We start from the raw sequence: 7035 nt of genomic DNA on the forward strand, positions 1-7035 counted from the left end.
GGCGCCAGTCGAACCCGCGGCGCCCGTATCGCCGGTCGCACCCGTGGCTCCGGTTGCGCCAGTCGAACCCGCGGCGCCCGTATCGCCGGTCGCACCCGTGGCTCCAGTTGCGCCAGTCGAACCCGTGGCGCCGGTATCGCCAGTCGCACCTGTGGCTCCGGTTGCACCGGTATCGCCGGTCGCGCCAGTGGAACCCGTGGCGCCTGTCGAACCCGTGCCGCCGGTATCACCAGTCGCACCTGTGGCTCCGGTAGAGCCCGTGGCTCCGGTATCGCCGGTTGCGCCAGTCGAACCTGTTGCGCCGGTATCACCAGTCGCGCCAGTAGAGCCCGTCGCGCCGGTATCGCCGGTCGCACCTGTGGCTCCAGTTGGCCCAGTCGAACCTGTATCACCGGTCGAGCCCGTCGCTCCAGTATCGCCGGTTGCTCCGGTTGAACCCGTGGCGCCCGTATCGCCGGTCGCACCTGTGGCTCCGGTTGCTCCAGTCGAACCTGTGGTTCCAGTATCGCCAGTGGCGCCTGTCGAACCCGTAGCGCCCGTATCACCAGTCGCGCCAGTAGAGCCCGTGGCACCCGTATCGCCGGTCGCACCTGTGGCTCCAGTTGCACCGGTATCGCCGGTCGCACCTGTCGAACCCGTTGCGCCAGTAGAGCCCGTATCACCCGTGGCTCCAGTTGCACCGGTATCACCGGTCGCTCCAGTGGAACCCGCGGCGCCGGTATCGCCGGTCGCACCCGTGGCTCCGGTTGCGCCAGTCGAACCCGCGGCGCCCGTATCGCCGGTCGCACCCGTGGCTCCGGTTGCGCCAGTCGAACCCGCGGCGCCCGTATCGCCGGTCGCACCTGTGGCTCCGGTTGCGCCAGTCGAACCCGCGGCGCCCGTGTCGCCGGTCGCACCCGTGGCTCCGGTTGCGCCAGTCGAACCCCCGGCGCCCGTATCGCCGGTCGCACCCGTGGCTCCAGTTGCGCCAGTCGAACCCGCGGCGCCCGTATCGCCGGTCGCACCTGTGGCTCCGGTTGCGCCAGTCGAACCCACGGCGCCCGTGTCGCCAGTCGCACCTGTGGCTCCGGTTGCACCGGTCGAACCAGTTGCTCCGGTATCGCCGGTTGCGCCAGTCGAGCCAATTGCGCCCGTATCGCCAGTCGCACCCGTGGCTCCGGTTGCGCCAGTCGAACCCGCGGCGCCTGTATCGCCAGTCGCACCCGTGGCTCCAGTTGCGCCAGTCGAACCCGCGGCGCCAGTATCGCCGGTCGCACCCGTGGCTCCGGTTGCGCCAGTCGAACCCGCGGCGCCCGTATCGCCAGTGGCACCTGTGGCTCCAGTTGCGCCAGTCGAACCCGCGGCGCCCGTATCGCCGGTCGCACCCGTGGCTCCAGTTGCGCCAGTCGAACCCGCGGCGCCCGTATCGCCGGTCGCACCTGTGGCTCCAGTTGCACCGGTTGAACCCGATGCGCCGGTATCGCCGGTCGCACCTGTGGCTCCAGTTGCACCGGTCGAGCCAGTGGCACCCGTATCGCCTGTGGCGCCGGTTGAACCCGCAGCGCCGGTCGCACCAGTCGCACCCGTCGCGCCTGTGGCGCCGGTCGAACCTGTGGCGCCAGTCGCGCCCGACGCACCTGTGGCTCCAGTCGAACCTGTGGCGCCTGTTGCTCCTGTGGCGCCGGTCGAACCCGTGGCGCCAGTCCCGCCCGATGCGCCTGTGGCGCCGGTCGCACCTGTAGCGCCAGTCGATCCTGTAGCGCCGGTCGGACCGGTCGCGCCCGCACCCGTCGCGCCTGTGGCGCCGGTCGAACCTGTGGCGCCAGTCGCGCCCGTCGCACCTGCAGCGCCGGTCGATCCCGTAGCGCCGGTCGGACCAGTCGCGCCCGCACCCGTCGCGCCGGTCGAACCTGTGGCGCCGGTCGGGCCAATGTTCGTTCCTGCCGATGAAGGGGTTACAGCAAAGACACCGTTGGTGGTGCTGGCGTCCGCGCTAGCAACCGAAACCGCACCAACGCCAGAAGCCGGAACTGTAAAGGTTCCTGCCGCAACTTGGTTAAAATTCTGATTATTATTACTGTTATCTGGAACGAGCGCAGTAATTGTATATGTGGTCGCCACTCCAGTGGATGGAACGTTTAATATAATTGCAACTGACGTAAAGGGTGAAATAGCCTCAGAAGGAAGCGAGAAACTGGCAACAATAACACCAGTAGAAGTTGTGACATAGTATTGAACAGCAAAAACAGAACCTGGAACATTCGCGGCTGTATCAAGCGTCCCATTAAGGGTAACTTCCACGCTCAAGATGCCCGGATAGCTCGCGACCCCCACCGTCGTCAGCGGCGCCGCTTGCCCGCCCGCCAGCTGCCATTGTCCACCCAGGGCGGACGCGCCGACCAAAGCCCTGGCGGCGCCGACATACACCCCGGTAGCGTCCTCGAGCGCCTCGACGAACGCCTCGCCGGCGCTACCCCTGCCGGTCTCGCAGCTCCACAGCCGCAGGTCGCCGTCCTCGGCCAGGGTCCGGCCAATCGCGGCCAGGTCGCCGGCGTCGCGCGCCAGCGTTTCGCGCGACCATTCGCCGGCCGCGAAGGCGACGCGCCCAGGCGCGCCGTGGGCGATGATGTGCACTGCCGCAAGGCCTTGGCGGCCGGCCAGCGCCGCCGCCATCTGTGCGGCCGCCGGCCGCGCCGCGTCGAGGAGCACCGGCTGCACGCCGGCCCGCAGCCCGGCAAGGATGGCGGGTATGTCGGTGACGGCAGGATCGATGAACAGGACTTCGGGCTCGAACGTCATGGCTCGCCCGCTCTGAGCGTGTGCGGGCGAAACCTGCTGCGTTGATGCGTAAAGGCCCCGCGTGGCGGCGGGGCTATGGAAGGGTTCCGAGGTGAGGTCCTTCAGCATGGCTCACCCCTTCGGCCCGACAGCGCCGGACGGAGGCGCGGGCACATCCACGGTGAAACCAGCCGAGGTGAACTTGCCGCTTCCGTCGAAGACGCCGACGTCGAGGCTCGTCGCTCCGCCCGGCACCCTGACGGCGATCCGGAAGGCGTTGTTCGCCATGTTCGGCAGATTGAGGTTGCCAACGATCGTGCCGTGGTCCCTGTCGACCACGAAGTAGGTCGTCGAGCCGCCCGTCATGCCGGTTGGGATCAAACCGGAGACCGTGATCTCGATCGCGGCAAGCACTGCTGCGTAGCCCATGATACCCTCCTCCGTCAGCGGCGGCCGCGCCGCGGTGTTCCTTGTCAGTTTCCATCGTCCGCCGAGCGTCGGCGACCCAACCAGGTCGGTGGCGGCCGCAACCGGCGCCCCCGCCGCGTGCGCCAGCGCATCGACAAAAGCGGTTCCGGCAGCGCCGGCGCCCGCGTTACAGCTCCACAGAAGCAGCTCGCCGGAGCCACCCAATGCCTGGCCGATCGTGGCGAGATCGGCCTCATCGCGCTGCAGCGTGCGCGCCGACCAATCGCCGGCCGCGAAGCACACCCGCCCGGGCGCGCCGTGCGCGATCACGTGCACGGCGTCGAGGCCGTCACGAGCTTCGAGCCCCCGTGCCATCTGGCGCGCGGCCGGGGATTTGGAATCGAGCACGATCACCTCGACCCGTGGCCTCAAATTGCCGAGGATCGTGTCTGGATCGGTTACCGAGGGATCGACAAAAACGAGTTCGGTGGCGCTGGCCGAGGCGAGATCCCGTTGGTTCCAATTGGGTTCAAGCTGAGAGCATCCGCCGGCGACGCCCGGCGCGCGGGCAGGTCGCGCGATGCTGAGGTTTTCATGGAGGGCGGAACAGGGGCGGCCGGGCTGCCAGCCGCCGGCCGCGGCGGTCCGTCGCCGCTGTCGGGTCGCGGACCTATCGACGCCGGAAAACGATCCGCGCCGGGCCCAATTCGCACGCAATCTCACCCCACCCACGACACACTCCCGCCACCGGTCACGCCGACGGATCGGCGTCCAAACGCGAGGGAACTCTGGAACGGGAAACCTGTCCGCCTCTGACGACGGGCACGTGACGCGGCTTTCAAGGCGCGCTCAAAGAACGCGCCTTCTTCATCGTCCGCGATGTGGCTTTACGACCCCCAGATCCTTCCCCAAACAACTTCGCAGGACTTCGGCAACCCGACCGTGTGACCTGCGAGCACACCCCGTGCTGTGCATTAGTAAATTCGAAAATTAGGGATTTGTAAACTATTAAGTGGGGAATTCGTGAACGGCCAAGAGCATGACGGCCGAATTTGGCCAATATCGAAGAGCCGAAGCCGCGCAAATTCTTTTTGAAAATCGAAGCCTTGGCGACTTCATTTCCGTTTGCGCCGACTTACTAAAATAATCGCATCCCCCGGCCAACCACTGCCCTCGCTGGAGGCCAGAGACGGCCGGCGGAGGACAAGTCAAGCACGGTTTTCCGCAAGACGATGCCGCACGATCCGGCAAGAAGTGGAAACGCGCGAACTTCCAGCGAAGTCCGCGCGCCCCTTTTTCAAACCTGGACCAGTCTCCGGACGTGGTCCATTAACATTCCTCACTCATGCGGCTTCAAGAGATCCTTCAGGGTCGTCTTGATGGAGTGATCGTCGCTGGCGTAGCCGGCGCCATGCTTGGTCTGGTCCGAGGTGAGATCCGAGCTCGCCCCCGACGGCTTGTTATGGTTCTGGCCAAATCCGCTCATCGTCTTGAGGACATTGAGCAGGTCTGTCGACACCGATGTGGACGCCAGGCCGATCAGGTTGCGGAACGACGCATGGCTGCCGTGATCACTGTTGCCATGTGTCGAGCCCGACTGCAGGAATTTTCCCGCGTCCTTGAGGCCCAGCGAGTGGGACGTGACCTTGGCGTTGTGACCACCGTTGCTAACGCCGGAGTTACCGTGTCCGGGGCCGTTTTCGCCATTGTTATGGTTCCCGGAATTACCAGGTGCATCCTGATCTCCATTGCCAAAGCCGTTATTGCCATGCTCGTGGTCACCGGTGTCACCGCCGCCCGAGCCCGTGGCTCCGGTCGCACCTGTCGCACCGGCCGCACCTGTGGCTCCGGTCGCACCTGTCGAACCAGTAGCACCGGTCGAACCGGTGGCTCCGGTAGAGCCAGTTGCGCCAGTGTCGCCAGTCGCTCCGGTCGAACCGGTCGCTCCGGTATCGCCGGTCGCACCAGTGGCCCCGGTTGAGCCTGTCGCTCCTGTGTCACCGGTGGCGCCAGTCGAACCGGTCGCTCCGGTATCGCCGGTCGCACCCGTGGCTCCAGTTGCTCCGGTATCACCCGTGGCTCCAGTTGCCCCAGTCGCTCCGGGATCGCCGGTGGCGCCAGTCGAACCGGTCGCTCCGGTATCGCCGGTCGCACCCGTGGCTCCAGTTGCTCCGGTATCACCCTTGGCTCCAGTTGCCCCAGTCGCTCCGGTATCGCCGGTCGCACCCGTGGCTCCAGTCGCTCCGGTGTCGCCGGTGGCGCCAGTCGAACCGGTCCCTCCGGTATCGCCGGTCGCACCCGTGGCTCCAGTTGCTCCGGTGTCACCGGTCGCACCCGTGGCTCCAGTTGCACCAGTGTCGCCGCTGGCGCCAGTCGAACCGGTCGCTCCGGTATCACCGGTCGCACCCGTGGCTCCGGTGTCGCCGGTCGCACCCGTGGCTCCAGTTGCTCCGGTATCACCCGTGGCTCCAGTTGCCCCAGTCGCTCCGGTGTCACCCGTGGCGCCAGTCGAACCCGTCGCTCCGGTATCGCCGGTCGCACCCGTGGCTCCAGTCGCTCCGGTATCGCCGGTGGCGCCAGTCGCTCCGGTATCGCCGGTCGCACCCGTGGCTCCAGTTGCTCCGGTATCGCCGGTGGCGCCAGTCGAACCAGTCGCTCCGGTATCGCCGGTCGCACCCGTGGCTCCAGTTGCTCCGGTCGAGCCAGTCGCTCCGGTGTCACCGGTGGCGCCGGTCGCACCCGTGGCTCCGGTATCGCCAGTCGCACCCGTGGCTCCAGTTGCTCCGGTATCGCCGGTCGCGCCCGTGGCTCCAGTCGCTCCGGTATCACCAGTCGCGCCGGTTGCACCTGTGGCTCCTGTTGCTCCAGTGTCGCCGGTCGCACCAGTCGAGCCGGTGGCTCCGGTCGAGCCGGTTGCGCCAGTTGCGCCAGTTGCACCAGTCGAGCCAGTTGCTCCGGTCGAGCCAGTTGCGCCGGTCGAACCAGTCGAGCCAGTCGCACCAGTCGAACCGGTGGCTCCGGTCGAGCCGGTTGCGCCGGTTGCACCTGTCGAGCCAGTTGCACCTGTCGAGCCGGTTGCTCCGGTCGAGCCGGTTGCGCCGGTCGAACCAGTCGAGCCGGTGGCTCCGGTCGAGCCAGTGGCGCCGGTCGAGCCAGTCGCACCAGTCGAGCCCGTCGCTCCGGTCGAGCCGGTGGCACCCGTCGAACCGGTGGCTCCGGTCGAGCCGGTTGCTCCGGTTGCGCCTGTGGCTCCCGTTGCTCCGGTCGAGCCAGTGGCACCTGTCGAGCCTGTCGCTCCGGTCGAACCGGTGGCGCCAGTCGAGCCGGTTGCTCCGGTTGCGCCTGTGGCTCCCGTTGCTCCGGTCGATCCCGTGGCACCCGTCGAGCCTGTCGCTCCAGTCGAGCCCGTCGCTCCGGTCGAACCGGTGGCGCCAGTTGCACCTGTGGCTCCCGTTGCTCCGGTCGAGCCAGTGGCACCAGTCGAGCCTGTCGCTCCAGTCGAGCCAGTCGCTCCAGTTGCGCCTGTGGCTCCCGTTGCTCCGGTCGAGCCAGTGGCACCCGTCGAGCCTGTCGCTCCAGTCGAGCCAGTCGCTCCAGTTGCGCCTGTGGCTCCCGTTGCTCCGGTCGAGCCAGTGGCACCCGTCGAGCCTGTCGCTCCAGTCGAGCCAGTCGCACCCGTCGAGCCGGTGGCTCCGGTCGAGCCGGTTGCGCCAGTTGCACCTGTCGAGCCAGTTGCTCCGGTCGAACCAGTCGAGCCAGTGGCTCCAGTCGAGCCAGTCGCGCCGGTGGCTCCGGTCGAGCCGGTTGCTCCAGTTGCGCCTGTGGCTCCCGTTGCTCCGGTCGAGCCAGTGGCACCCGTCGAGCCAGTCG

General features: G+C 67.6%; 3 protein-coding genes and 1 pseudogene. All 4 read right to left on the reverse strand.

Features of this window, described 5'->3' with window-relative positions; translation table 11 throughout:
• On the reverse strand, positions 1-2886 hold a 2886-nt coding region (locus HNQ71_RS34615), incomplete at its 3' end, for a DUF4347 domain-containing protein (RefSeq protein WP_343068112.1).
• Positions 2887-2889: 3 nt separating this feature from the next.
• Positions 2890-3882 (reverse strand): DUF4347 domain-containing protein, encoded by a 993-nt coding sequence (locus HNQ71_RS06855; protein ID WP_184871763.1) that lies wholly within the window; start codon positions 3880-3882, stop codon positions 2890-2892.
• Between the two features lie 622 nt (positions 3883-4504).
• Entirely contained in the window at positions 4505-4684 is a 180-nt protein-coding gene (locus HNQ71_RS34750; RefSeq protein WP_246461232.1) for a hypothetical protein, read from the reverse strand.
• 1306 nt (positions 4685-5990) lie between these two features.
• Positions 5991-7035: pseudogene (locus tag HNQ71_RS34755) on the reverse strand (hypothetical protein); the annotation flags it as partial.

Origin of the sequence: Mesorhizobium sangaii (genome assembly GCF_014207355.1) — a bacterium.
Classification (GTDB): domain Bacteria; phylum Pseudomonadota; class Alphaproteobacteria; order Rhizobiales; family Rhizobiaceae; genus Mesorhizobium; species Mesorhizobium sangaii.